Here is a 24,138-nt window from a genome sequence, read left to right on the forward strand (position 1 = left end):
TTACCTCTTGCCCAGTTTCGGGGTTAATCAAATAATTTTAAAAGCGGATGAGGAAGTATTGTGAGTTTTAATTTATGCCTATTGCCACGTGAAGAAAAATACCAAATTCAGTTAGATTATGAAGCGTCTTTTTGGGCGTATCAAATTAAGCGAAATAAAAAAACGAGAGAGCAAGTTTATAATACAATCCATAGCCGTCCAATGGCTGAACAAATGGTTTTGAAGCAAAAGTTTGAGCAATATTTAGCGCTAATGCTTAGCTAAGTGTTGATATAAAAATGTATATAGTTAAGTTGCTGGATGGGCTAAAAGTTCCACTCGTTAATAAATTTTATAAAAAACATAATGTAAGAGGGCGGGCTAATAAACAAGATAAGGTATGGGTTACTTACTATAATAATGAAATAGTTGCAGCATGTAGGCTGCAAGATAAAACAGAGTTCTTATTTTTATCTACCATGTTTGTTGTGCTGGAACATCGCGGTAAAGGTGTTGCTAAACAGCTATTATCAACACTCTTAAAGTCGCAAGATAAGATGATTAATACCTTCGCATATAAAAACGTAGTTGATTTATATTGTGCTATTGGTTTTAACCAGGTGTTAACATATACTCTTGCTTTACAAGTACTTTTTGATACTTACAAACATCGAAATATAGTCGCTCTAGAGTACCCATAATAATAAATAATAATATGGAATAAGCATGAGTAAATGCGTTAATGGGATCATTAGTTGCTTTGTAGTTTTAATAACTATCCTAAGTTGCCAAGTAAGCGCACAAGTAAAACGTTTATCTCCAAGCGAAGGCTTATCGCAAAGCTACGTTAATACAATGCTTATCGACACTAATGGTTACCTTTGGCTTTCTACTGAGGCTGGGCTTAATCGTTATGATGGCTATCAAGTTATTCCAATAAACGGCCCTAATGGTGAATTAGAAGAAGCGATCATTGATCGTATTTACCAAGACCCTCAAGGGCACATTTGGATAGCCTCTTTACTTGCAGGCCTATTTAGATACGACCCCGTAACAGATTCATATCAGCAATTTCTAGAAAAACCTACCAGTGAAGAAGAAATTATCAATCAGTCTGTTTTTAGTATGGTGGCCGTTGATAAAAAAACACTTTGGATTGGCCGAGGCCGCGACTTTGCAAAGCTTGATATAGCAACCGGAAAAATCACAACTATTTTTGAGCTTCCGGCTAAATATAAAAACACCCTTGTGAGAAAGCTCTTTGCCTACAATGGTTATATATTTATAGGTACAAGCCATGGCGCATATGTATTTGATATTGCAACAGAGCAAGTTAGGCCCCTACAGCACTTAAAAGGTGAAGCTGAGCATATTTACCAAAATAATGTTAAGTCGTTCGCATTAGGTGAAAATAAACAGTTGTTAGTAGGGGCGGTCCAAGGTTTATACGAAGTTGATATTAGTAACTTATCAAAAATGTTTGAACGCCCCGATTTACCTTTTGAAAGTAAGGTATTACTAAGTGACCTAAATGTTTGGAGCATAGTAAACGAACACGGAAAAATAGATTTAGCTACCGATAAAGGCTTGTTTAAATTTGATTTAAACACCGGGGAGATGATTAAAAATACTCGAATAGCCCAAAGTAAGTACACACTTGCCGATACCAGTATTATTGATATGGCTAAAGATAAATCGGGTGGTACATGGGTTGCGACTAAGACTGATGGTGCGTTTTATTTATCTCATGACAGCTATCATTTTAATAATGTCGATGGCACTTTGCTCGGGGGGGATGGTTTATCGCATCACTCTATCTGGGGGATTACCGAATATAAAGACAAGCTTTGGCTTGCAACGCATAACGGTATTACCGAGGTTGATTTAAAAACAAATATTGGTAAAGCTTATTTAAAAGATTACAAAGTCGACTTACTCACCACTGAGTTTACCGTATATGAAATAACGCCTTATAAAAATAATTTATGGCTTTATACAAATCGTGGTTTGTTTATTTTTGACCCTGTAACGCATCAAGTTAGCGAACCTAAAGTACATAACCCTGCTAATCAGGAGTTAATTACCGGTAGGGTACATGGCGTTACATTAATGCCAAATGGCGATCTATACTTTGTGCACTCAGATCATGGGGTATTTATATACAATATAGATTCTCAAGTAATAACGCGTTTGGGTGGTCAGTTTGATCAATTTGAACCCTTTTTAGCCCATGGCTTTTTACCTGCGCTGAGCAATAAACCAGATTCACCATTATTTTTTAATGCCGGTATTTTATACCAAGTAAACCCAAGTGATTTAGCACTTAAAATGATTTATAAAGTGCCAAAACAGCATGAAAACGTAGCCATTAGTGTGCTTTCTTACTTAATTGATAACAACAATATATTGTGGATATCACTTTCTAATTTCGGCTTAATAGGCCTTGACGCATCTACTTATCAATTAGTCCATACAATCGATTTAGAGAGGAATAAATTAGGCACCCTGCTATACGATATGGTGCTAGATGATGATGGCATGATCTGGATGAGTAGCCATAAAGGCATTTGGCGATTAAACCCAGAAACACTTCATTTTCAGCAATTTTCTACATCAGAAGGGCTACTCTCTGCTGAGTTCAATAGCAACGCCATGGCACAGCTTAAAGATGGCCATATTGCGTATGGTAGCTTAAAAGGTTTTACTTATTTTCATCCAATGGAAAACCAAAACTATCAGTCGCTTATTGATCACGTAAATATTACGCGAGTTGATTTAATGTCACGAGATTTATCGCTTGATTTAAAACAACCGCTCAACGAGGTTGTGTTAAACCATGATGATATAGGGCTTGAAGTTGCATTTTCGGCCATGGCATTTAGTAATCAAGAACGCATCATTTATGAGTATCAACTCGATAACGGACAAAAAAGTTATACCCGAAATAACAACCGTGTATTGTTTCCAAAATTGAATCCAGGTAATTATCAATTAAAAGTTTGGGCTAAAGACCCCCTGACTGGCGAATATACCTCGCCTGCTATTTTAAAAATAAAAGTAAAGTATCCACTTTGGCGTGCACCTTATTTTATGGTGCTTTATGGCATGCTGTTTATTGGCTTTGTTGCTATGTGGGTTATGCGCCGTAATAAAATTCAGCGTATTTTATTGGCAGCAAATAAAGAAAGTAAAGAAAGCGAAGCGCGTTTAAAGCTAGCGCTTGAAGGCAGCGAATCGGGTGTTTGGGATTGGGAATCAAGCAATCCAAGTATTTACCAACCTCGCTTAGCGAGTGAGTTAGGTTACGAAAATGAAACCGTGAGCCTTGATGAATATTTATCTAAAATTCATCCGCAAGACAAACAGCTATTTCGCTTAGAGTGGCTTGAGTTTTTATCTACCGATAAAGGTTACTTTAATTGCACCTACCGCCTGCGCCATGCAAAAGGCTATTGGCGCTGGTATAAGGATTTTGGAAAAGTCGTTGAGTGGGATGATAAAACGCCACAAAAAGTAGCGGGTACCTACACAAATATGACCCGTGAGATGGTGTTTGAAGAACACGCTTTACTATTTACGGCAGCATTTGAGCAAACACGTGATTGGGTGTTTATCCTCGATAAAAATTTAAATATTCGGGCTTCTAATAAATCACTGCAAACCGCCTTTAATTTCTCTGCTGAGTCGTTATCTAGTCGAGCATTAAATTTAGGTATATCGCGCAGCAATCGTTTTGATTATTTACGCATAATGCAAAAGCTATCCATTGGAGAGCACTTTTCGTGTGAAGACAGTGTAGTTTTAGCAAGTGGTGAGCCACGCCATGTACTTGTGAAAATAAGTGCAGTGGCCGATAACGAACAGCGCCTTAATAGCTATGTCATTATTTTAACCGATATAAATGCACAAAAATCAGCCGAAAATGAGCTGCACTTATTGGCCAACTACGATGCCTTAACAGGGTTGCCAAATCGTACATTATTTAATGACCGCGTTGAACACGCCCTTGAGCAAGCAAAATTGCACGAATGTAAAGTTGCTTTATTACATATAAATATTAAGCGTTTTAAATACTTTAATGACTCTTTGGGGCATGCAGTTGCTGATGAGCTAATTAAAGAGGTTGCTGAGCGTTTAAAATGCTCCTTGCGTCCATCGGATAGTGTTGCTCGATTTGGTGGCGATGAATTTGTAGTACTGGTGGAAGATATTCAGCAAATCGAACAAGTACTCATTATATGCACTAAGTTGATGGATTGTGTGAATCAAAATATTACGATTAATGGCCAAGTTGTAAACGTTAATTTAAGTATTGGTGTGTCTACATCACCAGATGATGCACAGCAAGGCTCTGCGCTTTTAAAAGCTGCGAGCATAGCGTTATATCATGCAAAAGACTCTTTAGAGGGGCGTTATCAGTTTTATAAGCAAGAGATGAATCAGCATGTTCAAAGAGCGCTGCATCTTGAGTCTCAGCTAACTAAAGCGTATCAAGAAGAAGAATTTTGTAATTACTACCAGCCTATTATTAACGCTGAAAGTCAAAAAACAGAAGGCTTTGAAGTACTGCTGCGTTGGCCTGAAAATAAGCTTGTGCAAACTCAAGAGTTTTCGGTGGCAGCAGAAGGTATAGGCCTAATTACAAAAATTATGCTGCAGACTTTTGCGCGCGCTTTATTAGAGCTAAAAGAGTGGCGAAAAGCCTCACCTAGCCTGTATTTATCTATTAATTTATCGGCTCTTGATTTTGAGTTTAAAGACCTTGTTCCTGAAATTAAAAAAGCGTTAAGTAATTCAGGAGTGTCGTCTGAGGCAATTGTTTTTGAAATAACCGAATCAATATTAATGCGTGATTCAAAAGAAGCGCTACACAGCATGGAACAACTTAAAAAGTTGGGCTGTAGATTGTATATGGATGATTTTGGTACGGGTTACGCATCGCTTACTTATTTAAAGCGTTTTCCTATTGATGTATTAAAAATAGATAGAAGCTTTGTACAAGACATAGGCATAGATTCTGACGATGAAGCTATTATTCAATCAATACTCGCGCTTGCTGATAGTTTAGGTAAAGAATGTGTAGCTGAAGGCGTAGAAAGCTCGCACCAACTCGCCTTTTTAAAGGCGCGAGGATGCATGCATTTCCAAGGGTACTTATTTAGTAAACCGGTACCTAATACCGAAGTACTCCCGCTTATTAATCGCAATTGGAGTGACATATTTAATTAATAATAGCAGTACTTATTTAAGGCCTTTTACCGCAGTGCCTGCAAAACAAATGGCTATTATGCTCATTCAACTGCGTTTTAATGGCCTTATTAGCTTCTAGTTTACTCAAGCCTAATTTATAGCGTAGTTCTTCTAGGTGTTCTTGTTGAGTATCATTAAGAGTGCCATCTTGAATTTGTTCATGTACGGCATCTTCAAAAAATTGGCGGCGTTTACGTATTTGTTCTGAAAAACTAGACGCCAGTAAACCGGTAGGTATCGCAACCATTCCCATGCTCAGTAGTGTTATAACACCGCCGAAAAACTTACCCAATGGCGTTATAGGTACTACATCGCCATAACCAACGGTTGTTAATGTTGCCATTGCCCACCACATAGCCGCAGGAATAGAGCCAAATTTATCGGGTTGTATGTCGTGCTCAATTAAGTAAATTCCGCATGAAGCTAAAATAAGCACGACGGCCATAATAAAAAAAGCAGCCATTAATGAACTACCTTCATCGTTAAAGGCTTTTAAAAGTAGCTGCATGGCGCGTGAGTAGCGAGTGAGTTTAAATACCCTTAATAGTCGGAGCACGCGTAAAAAACGTAAATCGAGAGGAAATAAAAACATCATTAAGCTTGGTAAAATCGCAATTAAATCAACAATTGCCAAAGGGGAGAAAAAATAGCTAAGCCGACGTTTGGTATGAGACCCTTCCATTGCTGCATATTGTGTTTTATCTACGCAAGCCCAAAGTCTGGCTAAGTACTCAATAGCAAAAATAGCGACCGAGACAATTTCTAAAACTAAGAATTCGTTGTAATACTGCTCTGCCACACTTGGAATTGATTCAATAACAATGGCTACAACGTTAATCATTATTAAGCTAATGAGTGCAATATCAAGAATATGTCCTGCTCGATGGTACTGGCCTGTGCCTTCAAACAGGCAAGCCATTTTTTGTCTTAAAGTGTGTGGTTCATTCATTATTTAAGTTTAAGTACCATATTAATACTGCCTTCTTCAAAGTCGCGACTAATTTTAAAGCCTAACTTACGGGCAAGCTCAATCATCCCCGTATTCTCTGGTAAAGTTATGCCTTCAATCGACTCAACACCTTGGCGTTTACAGTGGTTAATTGCAGCACTCATTAGTATGCGACCAAGCCCTAAGCCTTGGCAATCTGAGCGTACTACAATGGCAAACTCAGCATGCAGGTTATCGGGGTCCATAATGACGCGAGATACACCTAATGTACGTGTTTTACCTTCAAAGCGCTGGCAAACAATAAACGCCATTTCACGGTCGTAATCAATTTGCGTCATTTTAGCGAGTTGATCGTGGTTAAATTGTGGTAGTTCGCCAAAAAAGCGTTTATATCTGTCTTCTTTATTAAGTGACTCGTCAAATGCTTTATGAGCTTGTTCATCTTCTGGCTTTATTGGCCTGAGCGTAGCCTGGGTGTTGTTTTTAAGTGTTACCACTTCAACAAGTTCAATAGGGTAGGGACGAATAGATAAGCGCTTACGATTGCTCTGAGTTTGATAGCGGCTAAGTGTCATGGTGGCATCGAGCACTAAAAACTGTCCATTACTGGCAAGAATAGGATTAAGTTCCATTGAGCTTATGTCAGGTTGATCAATAACTAACTGAGAAATACGCGTTAGCAGTGCACACAAACGATACTTATCAACTTTTTCGGGTAATATGCGCTCCTTTAGTACGCCTTTATCGTGCGCTGCCGCAATTAAATACTTTGCTAAGTTCATATTTAGTGGAGGCAGAGCAACGGCGGCTTGCGCATATTCAAGGCCGGTTCCTGCTTCACCTAATAATATAACAGGACCAAAATTAGGCTCGGTTTTAATCGCAATTCGCAGCTCATTTGCGCCTGCTCGCGGCGCCATTTTTTGTAATGAAAACCCTTCAATAACAGCATCCGGATAAGTGTTTTTAATACGGATAAGCATTGCAAAAGCGGTTTGTTCAACCTCGTTGGCGTCGTTTAAGTTAAGCACCACACCACCTACTTCAGACTTTGAAGCAATACTTGGGCTAATAAGTTTTAACGCGACCGGAAAACCAAGTTCTATGGCTTGCTCTCTGGCTTCTGTTGGGGTGTAAGCCACCTCAGTTTGAATGCATGTAATACCATAGTGATTTAATACTTGGCTTGCCTGATGGGTAGGTAAGTAGCTTTGTCCGTCATCTAAAAACTCATTAATAAGCGCTTTAGCTGCTACTTTATTTATTTTTGCGTCATCAGTATTCGACTCAGGTGTTTGCGTTAAATGCTTTTGGTTACGGCGATACGTTACCAAGTGCATAAACGCGCCAACAGCACCCTCTGGTGTTCTATAAGTTGGTATTGCGTTGTTTGAGCACACTTTTCTGGCGGCGTAAGATGCGTCTTCACCCATAAAATTAGTTATAACGTAAGGGCGTGCCATTTTGGGTAATGTTTGTAAGGTTTCTACAATAATGTTGGCGTAGTCTTCGCTGGGCGCAAGCGCTGAGGGAGTATGGATAATCAGTAAGTTTTTAACTTCTTTTGCGTGCAGTAAAATTTCTAATGCTTGCTTATAACGCGCAGGTGCTGAGTCGCCAAAAATATCCACAGGGTTTGAGGTGGTTTCTGATTGCGGAATAACTTTATTTAGCGCATTTCGGGTTTCAATGCTTAGTTCTGCTAATTTACCGGAGCTTTGAATTAGCTCATCAACGGCCATAACACCCGGGCCGCCACCATTAGTTAAAATTGTCAGTTGCTCTACTTTTAATAATTTTGGATGCATGGCGAGTGTTTGTGTCGCTGCAAATAGCTCTCGTAAATCATTTACGCGCAGCATACCCGCTCGTTGAAATAACGCATCGTAAACAGCATCAGAGCTTTGCTTTCCACCGGTGTGAATTTCGGCTGCAAGTGCGCCTGCACTTGTTTTACCTGTTTTAATTGCAATTACAGGTTTACTAAAGGCCGCGGCTCTTGCTGCTGATATAAAGCCACGAATATCTTCAATGTTATCAATGTAGAGTAAAATAGCTTTGGTTTTAGCATCACGACCTAAAAAGTCGAGTAGTTCATTAAAGTTTATATCAAGGCAATCACCTACCGATACAAAATATGAAAAGCCAATTTCTTTGTTTTTAGCCCAATCTAAAATGGTTGAGCATACAGCTGCTGATTGCGATACAAATGCAATTTTACCTGGGCTCGCCACGGTATGTGAAAAGCTCGCATTTAAACCAATATGAGGGATCAGCAAGCCCAAACAATTGGGTCCAAGCAAAGTAACCTGTTTGGCTTGAGCGCATGCTTTAAGTGCGCTTTTTTGCTCTCCAGAAAGCCCATCTGCAATAACAATAGCCGTTTTACAGCCAAGCTCTCCAAGCTGCTCAATAATATCAATTAAGGTATTTTTGTTAGTACAAATAACAGCAAGGTCGGGTACTTTTGGTAAGTCAGCAATAGAGGGGTAAGCAAGTACGCCATGTACTGCGCTATGGCTTGGAGTAACGGGCATTATCGGCCCTTTAAAACCGCCTTGAAGTAAGTTGCGCATAACCACAAAACCAGCACGAGTTGATATATTAGAGGCACCAATAACGGCCACTGAGCTTGGGTTAAAAAACTGGGTAATGCGCTTAAGGCTCATGGTTTTTCCTAGGCTGATTAAATTTTGCGTTATTTATAGTCTCAATGTACCCTGTTTACTGTGTTATTTCGAGCGTCTAGATGCTTATTATTGATATCAATCAAGGAGATTATTGTGAATAAAACCCCCGGTTTTTACATTGTTATAGCGGCTATTTGTTTAAGTATAGGCTTAATTAGCTTAGGGTTTATTTTAAAGAGCACAGCTCTCAGTGTAAAAGAGATGGAACGTACTGTGCAGGTTAAGGGATTGGCCGAGCGAGAAGTTATAGCCGATACGGTAATTTGGCCTCTGCAATTTAGTGATGCCGACAATAATCTTGAAAAATTAGTCAGCCGAGTTGAGAAAAAAAATGATGCTGTAACTGCTTTTTTAAAACTGCATGGTTTTGACGACGATGAAATAACAATAGGCAGCCAGTCAGTTATTGATAAGCAAGCACGTGAATACAGTAATGAAAATCAGCAATTTAGATACATAGTGCGCTCAAATATTATTGTTTATTCTGATGCGCCAGATAAAGTGCAAAACGCGCTGAGCAAAGTGAGCCAACTTGCTAAACAAGATATCGCAATAGTGCAGGACAGCTACGAAACAAAAGTTGAATATATTTTTACTGGCCTCAATGATGTAAAACCTGCGATGGTGCAAGAAGCAACTGAAAAAGCGCGTGAAGTCGCTAATAAATTTGCTAAAGACTCTAATTCAAAATTAGGCAAAATAAAAACAGCTCGCCAAGGGCAATTTAGTATCAGTAATCGAGATTCAAACACACCGCAAATAAAAAATATAAGAGTGGTAACCAGTGTTGAATATTATTTAAATGACTAGGGCCTGTTGACCTTTCAGGATTAAAATTTGTTCAATCTAGGGGCGATTTAATCGCGGCGTGAGGTTTGTAACCTAGCGGGCTAAGTAAAAACCGAGCAACAAAGAGTAAATTGCCCCTAGGCAGAACCCTTCGGGCAGCGTATGTTTGGCATTTATTCCACGTTATCGCCTATTTATGGGGAATAACCACACTGCATAGGCTCTGCCTTGCCTAAATACCAAACATACTGCTGCAAATTTAACCTCGAAAGATAAACAGGCCCTAGGAAATAATATGTCAGAGTCTAAATATGGTCAGTTTGTACTGGCGCCCCGTTCGTATTTTTTTACTGCTATAGCGAGCGTAGTGTTTGCGTTTATAGGCTTTAGTTATAATGCATGGCGAATGGAGGCAAGTGAAGAGAACAACAATACACGCATTGCTAGCTTTCAAATTTTACAAGAACTAGCCGAGCTTGAGCTTATTGTATTTGCCGCACATTACGATAATAACAAAATAGATGGCAGCCCTAGAAAAGGCTGGGTTAAAGTTAACTTAATTCATGACTTAAGCTACTTAGCCGTTGATAAAGTACATTTAAAAACAAAAGACTTACAAAAGGTCTGGCAAACAAATTGGCCAAATATGGTTGATCAGCAAAGTGCTGCGCAATCTATTACACATGCCATAGACAGTGTGCGTACAGAAGTTGTGAGTGAATTAAAGCGCCTTGATTAAGTGAGCAACTTGCGCCGTTGAGCGTTGCAAGTAAGCGGCGCTCAGTAAAATTGTGGTCTCGTTAACTTTTTGCCCTTTTAGTACGTTGGCAAGCTGCTGTTTTGCGTTAGGGTTTTGTTTTTGCTCTATTTCCATTAATGCTAACAAAGCTGAAAATTCATGCTTTACCGGTGTGCTCGGTTTATTTGCATAGGCAATGTAGCAGGCAACTGGTGTTAATCCGTGAGAGTTGGGCTGCGCGAGTGCTTTAACTAAGTCATCATTTGATTCAAACAACATTAAAGAGCGTACATAGTTAAATGGTAGCTTTGTAGCATCGGCATGCTTAAACACATTGTGCAGTACGTTATTTCCTTGAGTATCTTGTACTAAAAAGCCTTTATTTACTCTCAGCGCTGGGGTGAAAAAGCTCAATGCGTCAATATTAGTGAGTTGGTTAATAAATAGAGAAGGTGCTGTATTAGTACTTAATATACGGATTGCTATGTTTTGCATAAAGTCATACTTAACACTCAACCGTTGGGCGCTGTCATATAAATGGTTAAGCTGCAAAGTTTGCTGAGCAGGGCTTAACTGTCTAAAGTCGTTATCGAGTTCATTTAACTGCTGCTTTGAAATACGCGCATTAAGTAGTTGTATGCTTAAATCCATTATTATTTCCAAAATCTTTTTTGCTACTATAAAACAAAAAAGGCCGCAAATGCGACCTTTCATATTTAAAGCAATTGTTTAAATTGGTTTTAAGCCTTTTTGCTTGCTACCCATTCATTAACAAAGTTTTCTAGTACATTAAGTGGTACAGGACCATTTTTAAGCACTACGTCGTGGAACTGGCGAATATCAAATTTATCACCCAGTTGCTTTTTAGCGTCTTCACGAAGTTCTAAAATCTTAAGCATACCCACTTTATAAGCGGTTGCTTGTGAAGGCATTACAATGTGACGCTCAACCATTTTAACACCGTCAGATGTAGCATTAGGGGTGTTATTTACGTAGTAATCAATACCTTCTTGGCGAGTCCACTTCATTGCGTGAATACCTGTATCAACAACTAAGCGACATGCGCGCCATAATTCCATTGAAAGGCGACCAAAATCAGAGTAAGGGTCTGAGTACATGCCCATTTCTTTAGGAATGAACTCTGAGTATAAACCCCAGCCTTCAATATACGCTGTGTAGCCACCAAACTTACGGAATTTAGGAATACCTTCTAGCTCTTGCGAAATAGCTATTTGCATGTGGTGTCCCGGAATACCTTCGTGGTAAGCCAGTGCTTCCATTTGATACGTTGGCATTGCTTCCATATCGTAAAGGTTAGCGTAGTAAACACCTGGGCGTGACCCATCTGGAGCTGGCTGTTGGTAAAATGCTTTACCTGCCGCTTTTTCACGGAATGCTTCAACCGCTTTTACTTTTAAATCAGCTTTTGGTTTAACAATGAATAGCTCATCTAAACGCGTTTTCATTGTATCAATAAGCCCAGTGGCTTCATCAAGGTAGCGTTGTTTACCTTGTGCATCATTAGGGTAGTAAAATTGCTTGTCAGTTTTCATAAACTGCATAAACGCTTTTAAGTCGCCTTTAAAGCCAACTTTGTCTTTAATTTCACGCATTTCATCATGAATACGTGTCACTTCAGATAGACCAATTGCATGAATTTCTTTAGCCGTTAAATCTGTTGTAGTTGTGCGCTTAAGTGCGTTGTTATAAAACGCTTCGCCATCAGGTAATTTCCATGCGCCATCGCGATCATCTGCGCGTTTTTCAAGCTGTGCAAGGTAATTAATTAACTTAGAGTAAGATGGTTTAACAGCCGATTTTAATGCATCTGATGCATCGCTGATTAACGAGTCTTTTTCGTCTTGGCTAATTTCAAGCGCTGTTACTTTACGTTTAAAGTCAGCAAGCAATGTAGAATCATCGCCTTTTTCAAACGGTGCACCGTGAATAATGTTTTTGCTTGAATCAATAACATGCGGGAATACAAACTTAGGGGCTATGATGCCTTTTTCTGCACGTACAGTTAAATCAACGATAAGCTGATCAATAACACCAGTTACACCATTTAAACGAGAAATGTAGTCTTTAGCTTCTTTTACATTACTAATTGAGTGCTGATTAATTAAAAATGCAGGGATCATAGAATGCGTACCAAACATTTGGTTCACAGGGTAATTATGGTAGCGCCATTTAAAGTCAGCAATTGAGCTTTCAAGATCTTGTTTTTTTAAGTCGTAGCTAACTTTTGTTGCATCATCTAATAAATCACGGCTGATTGCTTTTAGTGCAACTAGGTCAGCTTTCGTTTGCGCTAAATCTTTAAGCTGTCTTTCTTCGCTGCCATCATCCCACTTATCGTAATCTTGCTTAATACCCATGTATGTTTGATATACAGGACTGCTCATTACGTCGCGGTTAAATGTATCTTCAAAAAATGCATTGGCTTTGTCTATTTCACTTTGTTGTGACTGAACTGCTTGTGCAATAGGAGCTGAAGTCGCTTGTTGTGTTGTTTGCTGGCAACCAGCAAGTAGTGCAACGCTTACTGCGGCCGCAATAAAAGTAAGTTTACGCATTGTTTTCCCTTTTGTTGTTAGAAACCCATTAGGGTATTTTATATTTATTTTTTGTGTAGCGCTGGGGGCTACACAAATAATTCTAGCAGGTCATTTAAAAAGCGATGACCTTTTAAGCTTACCTGCCAATGGCTGTCTGTTTGAGTCAATAAACCTTTATTAATTGCTTGGTTTAATGCACTTTGCTGACTTTGCAGTGGCAGTGTTGTAAGTTTATTAAAATCATTAATTGGGCAAGGCTCAACAAGGCGAAAGCGATTCATAAAAAATTCAAACGCTAAATCGTCTTGCTCTACATGCCAGCTTTTATACATATACGGTTTAATTAAATCCATATAGCCGCGTGGGTGTTTAACCTTTTCAGTACGCGTAATAAGCCCTGTATTTGCATCAGTAACCTTACCATGCGCGCCGCAGCCAATACCGAGATAATCGCCAAAACGCCAATAATTCAAGTTATGTTGGCACTGATAGCCTGGTTTTGCATAGCCCGATATTTCGTATTGTATGTAACCTGCTTGAGCTAGTAACTCGACCCCTTGCTCTTGAATGTCCCACAGTGTTTCGTCTTGTGGCAAGGTAGGTGGTTTTGAAGCAAACTGAGTATTGGGTTCAATAGTTAGTTGATACCAAGATATATGCGGTGGATCGAGCGCTATTATTTGTTTTAAATCACTCAGTGCATCATCAAGTGTTTGCCCAGGTAAGCCATGCATTAAATCAAGGTTAAAGCTATTTAAACCGGCTTCTTTAGCTTGTTGCGCGGCATAGTTAGCCTCGTCGCTGCCATGAATCCGACCAAGTGCTTTTAACTTGTCGTTTTGCATGCTTTGCACGCCAATAGAAATACGGTTAATGCCTGCTTTTACGTAATCTTTAAAACGACCTGTTTCTACTGTACCTGGGTTGGCTTCAAGGGTAATTTCGCAGTGTTCTTCAAGACCAATTAGGTTGTCGACTTCATTTAATAAACGGGTATAAGCTGCACCAGTTAATAGACTCGGAGTGCCGCCGCCAATAAAAATGCTGTGAATTTTACGCCCTTGCACTAAGTGCAAATCAGCTTTTAAGTCATCAATTAAATGCTGAACATATTCAGCTTCAGGTATTTCACCTTTTTGTCCGTGGCTATTAAAATCGCAGTACGGGCATTTTTGCACGCACCAAGGTACGTGCACATATAAGCTCAGTGGTGGAAGGTTCACAGGCCGCCTTTTTGCTGTAGCTCTAGCAATAGTTTTTGTAGTGCTTGGCCGCGATGACTCACTGCATTTTTTTGCTCTTTTGTAAGCTCAGCACTGGTACAATTTTTCTCTGCTACAAAAAATACAGGGTCATAACCAAATCCACCGTTGCCATTTTGAGTGAGCGTAATTTCGCCTTCCCAGCTTGCACTGCAAATAAGGGGGGTAGGGTCATCTGCGTGGCGCATTAATACCAGTACACACCAAAAACGTGCACTACGGATAGGGTTATTACCCAAGTCTACGAGTAACTTATCAATGTTATCTTGATCGCTGGCACCTGGGCCTGCAAAACGGGCTGAGTAAACACCAGGGGCTCCATTTAGGCCATCAACTTCTAAACCTGAGTCATCGGCAATAGCAGGCATGCCAGTAATTTTAGCGGCATGACGCGCTTTAATGATGGCATTTTCAACAAAGGTAGTGCCGGTTTCGGCAACTTCATCTACGTTAAAATCGCTCTGTGGAACTACATTAATATTCAGAGGGCTTAGCATGTTAGCTAGCTCATTTACTTTGCCAGGGTTACCTGTAGCAAGTACTAAAGTTTTGGTCATGTTATTAATCTACGTAAAATTTTTGCTGAAACTGTAATTTTTGAAATTGATTACTTTGTTGTATTTCAATCTCAAAGCGTAAAATCTCTTCGTTGGTGTAATCAACTTGGGCAAGGTAATAAATTGAATCACCTTCTTTTACTTCTTTAAAAGTAAGCGTTTGTTTGTTGCCAAGTAGGTTTTTAGCTGTGCCTGTAAGCTTTGCCGTCTGGGCTGTGTTTTCGGCATCATTTTTTAGTATAGAAATATTCACAATGCCTTTATATCCGCTTCGCTCAAGGCCATACGCTTTTGCTATTTTTGGCTGAATAAAAGTAGAAGGAAAGGCGATGTAATGCACTTGCCAAGGGCCAAGCTCTTTATATTGTGCGCCTTGCATTTCTTCGCTTTGCGCGTTAAATGCAAATGCTAAACAAGCAATAAAACAAAACTTAATTAAACGGTTCATTATGTATTCCTCAAAACATATAAAAAAGAGGCCTTTGGGCCTCTAATTAAAAAATCCATATTAGACTAAAAAATCCATAAGCAGCATTTGCAAAAACTGAATACCAATAATAAGCACTAAAACTGATAAATCTAAGCCACCCATTGATGGCAATATTTTACGAATTGGTTTTAGCATTGGTTCAGTAAGCTGATGGAAAACCGCTTCTATAGGGTTATAACCTTGGCTAACCCAACTTAAAATAGCGCGAATAATAAGTACCCAAAAAACTAAGTTAAGGCCTTCTTTTAGTACCGTTATAAGTGCTTGTATAATTACAGGCTGTATTGCCCACGCATTATATATAACAAGCATTAAAGTACTAATTTTGGCTACAGCCACTATAAATGCCAGCAACAGAGATGCTAAATCAAGTCCGCCAAACCCCGGAATGATTTTACGCAGTGGTTTTACCGCAAACGAAGTGGCTTTAACCACAAACTGGCTCATTGGATTATAAAAGTCGGCTTTTGCCCACTGCAGCCAAAAGCGCAGTAATACCACCATTAAAAACAAATCAAACAGGGTACTGATTAAAAATTGCATGGCATTCATAGTGTAACCTTCAATAAAAAAGTGGTTTTAAAGTTCTTTTTCCATTTGCTCTGCACGCGCAATACACGCATCCATTGCATCGCCAACGGTTTTAGTTAAGCCTTCATCTTTTAAGTGCTCAACAGCTGCGTGAGTAGTACCGCCTTTAGATGTTACGTTTGAACGTAGTTGCGAAATAGTAATATCAGGCTGGCTAAGTGCCATTTCTGCGGCGCCAAGGGCTGTTTGCTGTACTAAACGACGAGCGTCTTCATCATTAAAGCCCAGCGCTTTAGCTTTTTCTTCTATGGCTTCCATAAATAAGAAAAAGTAAGCTGGTGATGAGCCGGTCACAGCAATAATATCGTTAATTTGTGATTCTTTTTCGACCCATACAACAATGCCAGTGCATTCAAAAACTTGTTGTACAAACTCGTGTTCGCTTTGTGTTTCGCCCGCGCCATATAAACCTGATACACCACGGCCTAATAAAGACGGTGTATTTGGCATACAGCGTACCATTTTAACGTCTTGACCTAGCATTTCACGTAAACGTTTTACAGTTAAGCCAGCAGCAACAGAAATAAACAGTTTATCGCTAAAATCTACGCCCGACTCTTGAAACGATTTACATAAATCGCCCATCATTTGTGGTTTAACAGACAAAACAATTACATCAGCATCGCGCAGGGCTTCGTTATTGTCACTGGTGGTTTGCACCTTGAAATCAAAGGCTACCTTTTCAAGCTTTTCTTGGTTGCGGTTAGTCGCAATAATGTTACTTGCGTTAAAACCGTTTTTTACCATGCCACCAATAATGGCGTAGCTCATATTACCTGTGCCTATAAATGCGATTTTTTTATCTGACATAAATCTGTTATCACCTTTTAAGTTCGTGTTCCAAAAATGTCTGTGCCGATCCTTACCATGGTTGAGCCTGCACTAATGGCAGCTTCAACATCGTTACTCATACCCATCGACAAAGTATCTACTTGAGGATATTGGGTCTTTAGTTTATCAAAGCAAGTTTGTAATTGCTCAAAAGATTGAATTTGCGTATCCAGATCGTTGCTTTTAGCGGGAATCGCCATTAAACCTCGAAGTGTTAAGTGCTCACATTGGTTAATAAAATCGGCAAGTTCATCTATTTCATCGCGGTGGCAACCCGACTTCGCTTCTTCATTACTTATATTTACTTGAATAAGTATATTAAGAGGCTGTTTATCGTCTGGGCGCTGGGAATCTAATCGTTTCGCTATTTTTATGCGATCAACACTTTGCACCCAATCAAAGTTGGCAGCCACTAAAGCACTTTTATTAGATTGAATCGGGCCAATGAAATGCCAAATGATGTCGCTATATGACTGTAGTTGAGCTATTTTATCTATAGCCTCTTGAACATAAGATTCACCAAATTCGCGCTGACCATGCTCATAAGCTGCAATAACATCTTCGCTTGGTTTAGTTTTAGACACTGCCAGTAGAGTGACTTCGTTAGTGTTTCGTTGTGCAATTTTTGCCGCGTCTGCAATTCTAGCGTAGGCGGATGTGAGTCGTTCTGCTATTGTAACCATATATTTATCAGTTAGTTGTGGAGTCATAAATGGATATTACCGAATTATTAGCGTTTAGTGTGCAACACAAAGCATCCGATTTACATTTATCGTCGGGTGTTTCACCTATGATACGCGTAGACGGTGATGTTCGCCGCATTAATATACCAGCCCTTGCAGACAAAGACGTAAACAGTCTGGTTTACGATATTATGAACGATAATCAACGCAAGGACTATGAACAAAATCTCGAAGTGGATTTTTCGTTTGAAGTGCCTAATTTAGCACGTTTTCGTGTGAATGCGTTTAACTCTAATCGCGGGCCTGCTGCGGTATTTCGTACCATACCAAGTGAAGTGTTAACGCTTGATGATTTAGGTGCGCCAGATATTTTTAAAACAATCTCCGATACCCCTCGTGGACTCGTGTTAGTGACAGGCCCAACGGGCTCTGGTAAATCAACAACACTTGCCGCTATGGTCGATTATATAAATCAAAATAAACATCACCATATTCTAACAATAGAAGATCCAATCGAGTTTGTTCACGATAATAAATTAAGCCTTATTAATCAACGTGAGGTACATCGCGATACTCATAGCTTTTCAAACGCGCTACGTAGTGCATTGCGTGAAGATCCAGATGTAATATTGGTCGGTGAGTTACGTGATTTAGAAACAATTCGTCTTGCAATGACCGCTGCTGAAACGGGTCACTTAGTGTTTGGCACGTTGCATACAACATCTGCACCAAAAACAATTGACCGTATTATCGATGTATTCCCAGGTGAAGAAAAATCAATGGTACGTTCAATGTTATCTGAATCTTTGCGTGCTGTTATCTCGCAAACACTGCTTAAAAAGATTGGTGGCGGGCGAGTTGCAGCACACGAAATTATGATTGCAGTACCTGCTATTCGTAACTTAATTCGTGAAGATAAAATTGCACAAATGTACTCGTCTATTCAAACCGGTGCGTCTGTGGGCATGCAAACAATGGATCAATGTTTAACTAATTTAGTTAATCACGGCATTGTTACAAATGCGGCAGCGAAAGAAAAAGCACAAGACAAAACACAATTTGGTGGGTAAGAAACTATTATGGCTTTATCTTTAAACGACTTTTTACTCATCATGATTGAGAAAAAAGGTTCTGACTTATTTGTATCGAGTCAGCTACCTGTAAGCGCAAAAATAAACGGTGAGCTAACAGCCCTAAGTGACGATAGGCTTACTGATGAGCAATCGCTTGAGTTAGTAGAATCTGCAATGAGCGAAAAGCAAAAAGCAGAGTTTCATACAACGAAAGAATGTAACTTTGCGATTGCCACCGACGAAGGGCGTTTTCGTATTTCTGCTTTTTGGCAACGCGATAAAGCAGGTATGGTTATTCGCCGTATTGTTACGCAAATACCTGATGTGAGTGAGCTAGGCCTTCCTTCTATTCTTACCGATGTAATTATGTCTAAGCGTGGCCTTGTTTTGTTCGTCGGTGGTACTGGCACGGGTAAATCAACCTCGCTAGCCGCACTTATTGGTTACCGTAACCGACATCAACGTGGTCATATACTGACTATTGAAGATCCGATTGAATTTGTTCATGAGCATCGCAAAAGTATTATTACTCAACGCGAAGTAGGGCTTGATACCGAAAGCTTTGAGTCAGCACTTAAAAGCTCATTACGCCAAGCTCCCGATGTAATTTTGATTGGTGAAATTCGCTCTCAAGAAACTATGGAATACGCACTAAGCTTTGCCGAAACAGGTCATTTATGTGTTGCAACACTGCATGCTAATAATGCTAACCAAGCGATTGACCGTATTATGCATTTAGTTCCAAAAGAAAAACACGATAAGCTTAAGTACGATTTAGCACTTAACTTACGTGCAATTGTGGCCCAGCAATTAGTACCGACTGCTGATGGTGAAAGCCGTGTTGCAGCTATTGAAATATTGCTTAACTCACCAATGGTTGCTGAACTGATTAAAAACGGTGATATTGGTGGTATTAAAGAGGCAATGGCTAAATCGAAAGAAATGGGCATGCAAACCTTTGACCAAGCATTATTTGAGCTGTATAGACAGCAGCGAATTAATTACGCTGATGCACTGCATCATGCTGATTCGCCAAATGATTTACGTTTAATGATTAAACTGCGCAATAACGAGCAGCAAGGTGCGGGCTTTTTACAAGGCGTTACTATTGATGGCCTTGACGATAAAAATAGCGATCAATAATTTAAAAAGTAATAAATATAAATACTTAATATAAAAAAAGCGCCAATTGGCGCTTTTTATTTATATAACAGGTTATTTATATAGCCTGTTTATTCACCGTAATTAGACTCAAAAAAACTTTCTAAAATAATAACCGCAGACATATTATCTACGTTACCTTTGCCTAAGTTTTTATAGCCACCACTTTCAAAAAGTCGCGCTTTAGCATCTGCAGTCGTTAAACGCTCGTCTTGTGTTTGCACAGGAATGCCATAATGATTATGTAATCTGTTGGCAAACTTTTTTGCTTTAAAGGTAACCTCTTGTGACGTTCCATCCATATTTAGTGGTAAGCCAACAACCATTAAGTCAGGCTGCCATTCGGTTACTTGTACAGCAATATGGTCCCAGTTAGGAATGCCATCTTGTGCTTTTACAGCCTTAAGGCTAGACGCGCTGCCTGTTAGCTCTTGCCCAATAGCAATACCAATACTTTTGGTGCCAAAGTCAAAGCCCATTACAGTGCGTTCGCCTTGCGGCTTAAGCGATTTTTTTGTCATGTGTATCTTGTTTAAGTTTGCTAAGGGTTAAATTACTATTATGCGTGACCAGCTTCAGGGCTGAGTTGGCTAATATCAAAGCCCAACATTGAAACTGCTTTTTCCCATCGTTTTTCAACGGGGGTGTCAAAAATGATCTTCGGATCGGCTTCTATGATCAACCAACTGTTATCAAGTAACTCTTGTTCGAGTTGTCCTTGCTCCCATCCTGAATAACCCAATGTAATAATAAATTGTTCAGGTGCTTGTGCGGTAGTTAAGCTTGCTAAAACGTCTTTTGAGGTAGTGATCATAATATCGCTACTGAGTTTTTGGCTTGCTGAATAACCTGATTGGGGAGAGTGCAAAACAAAACCACGGTCAGTTTTAACGGGTCCGCCTGCAAACACACTTACTTTTGCTGCGTTTTGCGTTTTGTCGTTATCAATTTCTATTTTATCTAAAAGTTCGCCAACGGTAACATCAATAGGTTGGTTTATTACCAAGCCCATAGCCCCATCTTCATTGTGCTCACAAATATAGGTAACAGCACGTTTAAAAAAAGGGTCTTGCATCGACGGCATCGCGATTAAAAAATGATTTTCTAATGACTGCATAGATTTCACCCTTTTTAGTTAATGAACTTTGAGTATGGCATAGTTATTTAAATAGACATAAAAAGCCCATTAATTGCATGAAAGGCTTAAACTAATGGGCTTTTTATTGTGGTAATTACTTACCTAATTTACGCTCAATAGCATCAAATAAAATACCCGTGATAGAAATATCATAAGCAGCTTCAATTTCGCGCACGCACGTTGGTGCAGTTACGTTAATTTCAGTTAATTTATCGCCAATAATATCTAAACCTACAAATATTAAGCCTTTTTCTTTAAGCGTTGGTGCAACCGCTTGCGCTATTTTTAAATCTGACTCGCTAAGTGGACGGGCTTCGCCTCGACCGCCAACAGCTAAATTACCGCGTGTTTCACCATTTTGTGGAATTCGCGCTAAACAATACGGAATAACCTCACCATCAATAACCAATACGCGCTTGTCGCCTTGTTTGATCTCTGGGATGTAATTTTGCACCATAGCAAAGCGGCTGCCGTGCTCGGTTAGCGTTTCACAAATTACACCAATGTTGGCATCGTCTTCTCTAAGGCGGAAAATAGATGCGCCACCCATGCCATCAAGGGGTTTTAAAATAATGTCTTTATGCTCGGCTAAAAACTCACGAATTTGTTTTTGGCTACGTGTAACAAGTGTGTCTGGCGTATGTTCGCTAAACCATGCTGTAAATAGCTTTTCGTTAGCATCGCGAAGGCTTTGTGGCTTGTTAATTATTAACGTACCTTCTTGTTCTGCACGCTCTAAAATATACGTCGCGTAAATGTATTCGGTATCAAAAGGAGGATCTTTTCGCATTAAAATAACATCAAGGTCGGCAAGGGCTATAGTGGCTTTTTCTTCAAGCTCGTACCATTTTTCTGCATTATTAAACACTTGCGCTTTAGACGCTGTAGCGTACGACTTACCTTTACGAAGAGATAAATCATCCATCTCCATATAATAAATTTCGTAGCCGCGTTCTTGCGCTTGCATCATCATTGCAAAACCGGTGTCTTTTTTGATGTTAAATCCACTAATAGGATCTGAAATAATACCTAACTTAATTGCCATGCGCTGTGCCTTACTATAAATGTTACTGTTTATATGAGGGTGCTTTTAGTTATTTCAATTAGCTAAATCGCCAAATTGAAGTTGTAATGCACTTAAGACCGTTAAAGCGGCTGTTTCCGTTCGTAAAACGCGCGGGCCTAAGCGAATATCTACAAATTCTAGTTGTTTAGTTAGTGTCATTTCATCGTCGGTAAAGCCGCCTTCTGGGCCGACTAAAAAGCGTACGCCATCTTTAGGTACCGTAATGGTTTTAATGCTGTGCTCAGCACGAGGGTGAAGAGTGAGCTTAATTGCATTGGTTTGTTGTGCAAGCCATTGTTTTAAATCTACAGGGGGATGAATAATTGGCACAAAATTACGCCCAGATTGCTCTGCCGCTGCTATTGCAATTTTTTGCCATTGTTGGTGTTTTTTCTCAAGACGATCGCCCATTAGTTTCACGCCACAGCGCTGACTAAAAATAGGGGTGATTTCGGTAATGCCCAGTTCAACTGACTTTTGAATTGTAAAATCCATTTTATCACCACGGGATACACACTGGCCTAAATGAATTTTAAGCGGGGATTCTACATCATGAGGATTAAGCTCTAATGGCATTACGACGACTGTTTTTTTTGTTACTTCAATTATTTCACTAAGGTATTCGCCGCCTTCGCCATTAAAAATAGATACATGCTCGCCTACTTTCATGCGCAGCACTCTGCCAATATGCCCTGCAGCATCGTCATCTAAAGTTACAGGGGTGTTTAGGGCAATACTCGATGTTTGATAAATATGAGGAACTCGCATAGGGCGTCACTTATTACTTAGCGTAAAAATATATACTGCTATGGTAAGTAAGCTGGGAGCTGTGCGCAATTATTTATTTTTATTAAGTTGCTCTGCAAGGTCTATTAAATCTTGTGGTGTGTGCGCTATATCGTGGTGATTTTGCGAAGGTTCCGTTAACGTCTCGTCAGTAACTAGGCTTAGTGTATAGCCTGTATCATCAAAGCTTATTAAAAAGCGCTCTTCATGTAACGAGTTATAAATAAAGCGTTGTTTATCGCTTGCGAGTAAGTAATCGGTGCTATTAAAAAGGACTCCGTGTAAATCGTGATGCTCTTTTAGATAGTTAATTAATTCAGAAACGCTTATTTCGTTTTCAAGGTCGCAATAACTATAGTCTTTAATTAGTTCGTCAAACATCATTTTTACTAACTGGCGGGTATTGCTGCCTGCAGCAATAAGCGTACTCGCTTTTGTTTTGCCATTATTATTTACGTAATACTCAGCAAATGCGCGGCTAAATTCGTTGTCTATGTCAATTAACAAGTAGTTCGTTATTTCAAGTGGCATAGAGCTAGGACCTTGTTGCATTTAAGTAATTACCATTATTACTTAAATGCAGACTTTTAATGGCTGTATTTTTAGTAAAAAGGTCTAAAGAGAAAACATGCTAATAAGTAAATAGCCTATAGCACAAAAAACAGCAAACTCTATACACGCTACCCCAATATTATCTTGATGGTCTATTTCAAGAGCCGTATCAATATTTGGTAAAGAGATAATTTTTATCACATACGTTAAGCTGTAGAGTAATATCCACATTACACCGCAATGCATAACGAGTGTAAATATGTTTTCTACCATTTTACCGTTTTGAAATGCTGCGCTAGATAAACCAGCATACACAGCCAATGATAAACCTATTGATTTGCCAGCATACCTTATACCAATAGACGTATTCTCTAGGTTAAAGTTACTTTGTAGCGAAGCTCCTTGATTTGCTTTTGCAAAACGGTGTTCTCGTATTTTACTATCCAATGCGAACATTCCTTGCAGTGCAAAAAAGCTAACACAAGCAATAAGTAAGTTGCTAAACCCTTGAGTGTGCGTCCACGTGTATAAGCCAAGTGCAATAATACAGTTAGCGATTAACATTCCTGAATCTACCAATGCAGCACATACATTTTGTTTTAGTATGGCAGCTTCTTCGTTAAACCTGTGGAGTATCCATTTTCTGTGAATTAAATGACCCACTTTTATAAAAGTGAATAAAAGAATAATAATAATTAACACTTTTAACGGGTTTGACTGTGCGGTACTTATGCTTATTTCGTCAAATAAGAAAGCCATAGTGGCTATAACAACTGATATTTCAGATGCAAAACTAATACCCATGGCAAAGTTGTCGTGTTGTGCTAGCTCATCTTTAAGTGCTTGTTTTGCTTTAATTTGAGTGACAACTCGTAAACAAAAAATAGTTATGCAAATAACCGCAAAACTAATGGCAATCGCAATAAAACTAGTGTTAGATAAAGACAAATATGACATGGTGATCCTAATTAAGTTAACCTTTCTAGGTTTTAAT

The 24,138-nt window shown here is 39.3% G+C and carries 23 protein-coding genes; 7 read left to right on the forward strand and 16 right to left on the reverse strand.

Annotated features, from left to right (window positions below; all coding sequences use genetic code 11):
- Positions 1-60: 60 nt before the first annotated feature.
- From L654_RS0121825 to L654_RS0121835, 3 genes are read left to right on the forward strand one after another with little or no spacing between them, the layout of a single operon-like run.
- Positions 61-264 (forward strand): DUF3283 family protein, encoded by a 204-nt coding sequence (locus L654_RS0121825; protein WP_002962585.1) that lies wholly within the window; start codon positions 61-63, stop codon positions 262-264.
- Positions 265-278: 14 nt separating this feature from the next.
- Positions 279-680 (forward strand): GNAT family N-acetyltransferase, encoded by a 402-nt coding sequence (locus L654_RS0121830; RefSeq protein WP_024590670.1) that lies wholly within the window; start codon positions 279-281, stop codon positions 678-680.
- Between the two features lie 25 nt (positions 681-705).
- A complete protein-coding gene (locus tag L654_RS0121835; RefSeq protein WP_024609046.1) occupies positions 706-5,208 on the forward strand; it encodes an EAL domain-containing protein in 4,503 nt (1,500 codons plus the stop codon).
- A gap of 16 nt (positions 5,209-5,224) precedes the next feature.
- Here the strand turns inward: L654_RS0121835 and L654_RS0121840 are convergent, their stop codons facing one another.
- Positions 5,225-6,178: an ion transporter gene (locus L654_RS0121840; protein WP_024590672.1), complete on the reverse strand. Its 954-nt coding sequence runs from the start codon at positions 6,176-6,178 to the stop codon at positions 5,225-5,227.
- Positions 6,178-8,847, reverse strand: a complete 2,670-nt coding sequence (locus L654_RS0121845) for a GNAT family N-acetyltransferase (RefSeq protein ID WP_007586928.1) — start codon at positions 8,845-8,847, stop codon at positions 6,178-6,180. The genes L654_RS0121840 and L654_RS0121845 overlap by 1 nt, the downstream gene beginning before the upstream one ends.
- 114 nt (positions 8,848-8,961) lie before the next feature.
- Here L654_RS0121845 and L654_RS0121850 point away from each other — a divergent pair, with 114 nt between their 5' ends.
- Both L654_RS0121850 and L654_RS0121855 read left to right on the forward strand, forming a co-directional pair.
- Positions 8,962-9,678 (forward strand): SIMPL domain-containing protein, encoded by a 717-nt coding sequence (locus tag L654_RS0121850; protein WP_024590673.1) that lies wholly within the window; start codon positions 8,962-8,964, stop codon positions 9,676-9,678.
- Between the two features lie 274 nt (positions 9,679-9,952).
- Positions 9,953-10,396, forward strand: a complete 444-nt coding sequence (locus L654_RS0121855; RefSeq protein WP_007585421.1) for a hypothetical protein — start codon at positions 9,953-9,955, stop codon at positions 10,394-10,396.
- On the opposite strand, the gene L654_RS0121860 is transcribed toward L654_RS0121855, so the two are convergent.
- From L654_RS0121860 to L654_RS0121895, 8 genes are all read right to left on the reverse strand, one after another.
- Entirely contained in the window at positions 10,379-11,047 is a 669-nt protein-coding gene (locus tag L654_RS0121860) for a hypothetical protein (protein ID WP_024590674.1), read from the reverse strand. The two genes, L654_RS0121855 and L654_RS0121860, sit on opposite strands and share 18 nt — an antisense overlap.
- A gap of 89 nt (positions 11,048-11,136) precedes the next feature.
- On the reverse strand, positions 11,137-12,972 hold the full coding sequence (locus tag L654_RS0121865; RefSeq protein WP_024590675.1) for a DUF885 domain-containing protein: 1,836 nt from the start codon (positions 12,970-12,972) through the stop codon (positions 11,137-11,139).
- Positions 12,973-13,040: 68 nt separating this feature from the next.
- Positions 13,041-14,177, reverse strand: coding sequence for a radical SAM family heme chaperone HemW (gene hemW, locus L654_RS0121870; protein ID WP_024590676.1), 1,137 nt, complete (start codon positions 14,175-14,177; stop codon positions 13,041-13,043).
- A complete protein-coding gene (gene rdgB / locus L654_RS0121875) occupies positions 14,174-14,773 on the reverse strand; it encodes an RdgB/HAM1 family non-canonical purine NTP pyrophosphatase (protein ID WP_024609047.1) in 600 nt (199 codons plus the stop codon). Before rdgB ends, hemW begins: the two co-directional genes overlap by 4 nt.
- 4 nt (positions 14,774-14,777) lie before the next feature.
- Complete coding sequence (locus L654_RS0121880) at positions 14,778-15,221, reverse strand: DUF4426 domain-containing protein (protein WP_024609048.1); 444 nt, start codon at positions 15,219-15,221, stop codon at positions 14,778-14,780.
- A gap of 60 nt (positions 15,222-15,281) precedes the next feature.
- Complete coding sequence (locus L654_RS0121885; protein ID WP_007585413.1) at positions 15,282-15,815, reverse strand: YggT family protein; 534 nt, start codon at positions 15,813-15,815, stop codon at positions 15,282-15,284.
- Positions 15,816-15,842: 27 nt separating this feature from the next.
- On the reverse strand, positions 15,843-16,664 hold the full coding sequence (gene proC / locus L654_RS0121890) for a pyrroline-5-carboxylate reductase (RefSeq protein WP_007585412.1): 822 nt from the start codon (positions 16,662-16,664) through the stop codon (positions 15,843-15,845).
- Positions 16,665-16,681: 17 nt separating this feature from the next.
- A complete protein-coding gene (locus L654_RS0121895) occupies positions 16,682-17,395 on the reverse strand; it encodes a YggS family pyridoxal phosphate-dependent enzyme (protein ID WP_007585410.1) in 714 nt (237 codons plus the stop codon).
- A 2-nt stretch (positions 17,396-17,397) separates the two neighbouring features.
- Between L654_RS0121895 and L654_RS0121900 the strand changes: the two genes are divergently transcribed.
- Together L654_RS0121900 and L654_RS0121905 are read left to right on the forward strand one after the other, a co-directional pair.
- A complete protein-coding gene (locus L654_RS0121900; protein WP_007585408.1) occupies positions 17,398-18,438 on the forward strand; it encodes a type IV pilus twitching motility protein PilT in 1,041 nt (346 codons plus the stop codon).
- Positions 18,439-18,447: 9 nt separating this feature from the next.
- Complete coding sequence (locus L654_RS0121905) at positions 18,448-19,584, forward strand: PilT/PilU family type 4a pilus ATPase (RefSeq protein ID WP_010553294.1); 1,137 nt, start codon at positions 18,448-18,450, stop codon at positions 19,582-19,584.
- Positions 19,585-19,673: 89 nt separating this feature from the next.
- On the opposite strand, the gene ruvX is transcribed toward L654_RS0121905, so the two are convergent.
- From ruvX to L654_RS0121935, 6 genes are all read right to left on the reverse strand, one after another.
- Positions 19,674-20,123, reverse strand: a complete 450-nt coding sequence (gene ruvX, locus L654_RS0121910) for a Holliday junction resolvase RuvX (protein WP_007585404.1) — start codon at positions 20,121-20,123, stop codon at positions 19,674-19,676.
- Between the two features lie 38 nt (positions 20,124-20,161).
- Positions 20,162-20,719, reverse strand: a complete 558-nt coding sequence (locus L654_RS0121915) for a YqgE/AlgH family protein (protein ID WP_007585401.1) — start codon at positions 20,717-20,719, stop codon at positions 20,162-20,164.
- A 115-nt stretch (positions 20,720-20,834) separates the two neighbouring features.
- On the reverse strand, positions 20,835-21,785 hold the full coding sequence (gene gshB / locus L654_RS0121920) for a glutathione synthase (RefSeq protein WP_024590680.1): 951 nt from the start codon (positions 21,783-21,785) through the stop codon (positions 20,835-20,837).
- A gap of 54 nt (positions 21,786-21,839) precedes the next feature.
- Positions 21,840-22,574, reverse strand: coding sequence for a 16S rRNA (uracil(1498)-N(3))-methyltransferase (gene rsmE, locus L654_RS0121925; RefSeq protein WP_024609049.1), 735 nt, complete (start codon positions 22,572-22,574; stop codon positions 21,840-21,842).
- A gap of 69 nt (positions 22,575-22,643) precedes the next feature.
- Positions 22,644-23,144, reverse strand: a complete 501-nt coding sequence (locus L654_RS0121930; RefSeq protein ID WP_007585395.1) for a hypothetical protein — start codon at positions 23,142-23,144, stop codon at positions 22,644-22,646.
- A gap of 63 nt (positions 23,145-23,207) precedes the next feature.
- On the reverse strand, positions 23,208-24,101 hold the full coding sequence (locus L654_RS0121935) for a hypothetical protein (RefSeq protein WP_024609051.1): 894 nt from the start codon (positions 24,099-24,101) through the stop codon (positions 23,208-23,210).
- Positions 24,102-24,138 lie beyond the last annotated feature (37 nt).

The sequence above is a fragment of the Pseudoalteromonas sp. TAB23 genome (assembly GCF_000498075.1).
Taxonomy (GTDB): Bacteria; Pseudomonadota; Gammaproteobacteria; order Enterobacterales; family Alteromonadaceae; genus Pseudoalteromonas; species Pseudoalteromonas arctica.